This window comes from Fimbriimonadaceae bacterium, assembly GCA_019638775.1.
In the GTDB taxonomy this organism is placed as follows: Bacteria; Armatimonadota; Fimbriimonadia; order Fimbriimonadales; family Fimbriimonadaceae; genus JAHBTD01.
On the sequence record JAHBTD010000117.1, the window covers coordinates 1 to 1,128 of the forward strand.

At 52.0% G+C, this 1,128-nt stretch carries 1 protein-coding gene; it reads right to left on the reverse strand.

The window, feature by feature from the left end:
• Positions 1-221: 221 nt before the first annotated feature.
• A partial coding sequence (locus tag KF784_20355) for a transposase (protein MBX3121409.1) occupies positions 222-1,128 on the reverse strand: 907 nt, incomplete at its 5' end.

The window sequence follows — 1,128 nt, forward strand, 5'->3', positions numbered from 1 at the left end:
GGGTATAGGAAAAATAAACCACCTTTTCCATGAATTTTGAATGTACCGAAAGCTGGCTCAGCTGTCAAACACGGTGATAATCGATCGAAAAATGACTATATTTCGGTTCAGTTAGCACGAAAAGTTAAAGATTTTGCCGCATTTTGGCGCTTTAGGCGAAAGACGCCCAAGGGTAAAGGTCAGTTCCGTGATGAAGAGGATTGAAAGGAGCGAGCACGGGATCAGGTTGGCTCGAAAGGATCAAAGATTTGTGCAGGTGCTCTAGGCGGTGCCCGGGCAGGTAGACCGAGATGATCAAGAATTTTAGTGATTGCGGCTTTCTCCACGATGGCGGCGATGATTTTCATATCCCCGCCACAGTGCGGACAGTGTTCGATGTCGATATCAAACACCCGCTTTAACAGGCGCGCCCAACTAATACGCACGGAAACCGGGGGATATTGTGCATCGTCATTCGCATCGGATGGGCTATTTTTGCCTTTCTTCTCGCCTGGAATAATCTTTGGGCGCAACTTGGCATTGGGTGCGAGCACGCCATGAAAGCGGATAAGGTTCAGTCTTGGCCGAGGAACCAATGCGGCCAGCCGTTGCATGAATTCCAGTGGCGACATGACAATATGCGTCGTGCCATCCCGATAAGGCGTTTTTAGCGTCAGCACCGCCTGCCCAGTACCATTGAGTGTTAGCCGTTCATTAGCAATCGCCGGTCGCGTGATGTAACGGCACAGATGTTCCAATTTCTTACGCTGATTCATGGCGCAACGCACCCCGGTATGTAGGCTAAACCCATGTGCATTAACGCAGTATTTTTTGTCTGGCTGTGGCTGCACATTTTGTGTGGGCGCAGTTTTCAGTGTCAGCACCTTCTGCCCTGCCCGGCGACCGAGTGCTATCCGGTAGGTGCAGGCCGCCGATTGCAGTGGACTCAGCGCCGCGTCCGTTTCCATTTCAGCTAAGTAGCTCATCCCCTCTTCCTCAATAAGCGCGCCGTTACGGGTCAATGCTTTCATGATGCGCTGGATGATCTGGCTAAGCAGTCTTTGCAACTGCTCAGTCGTCGGTGACCGTGCGCTGTGGAATTCCGCCGCACCATTCTGGACACGGTAAACGCCGTCAAGCACGAGGCAA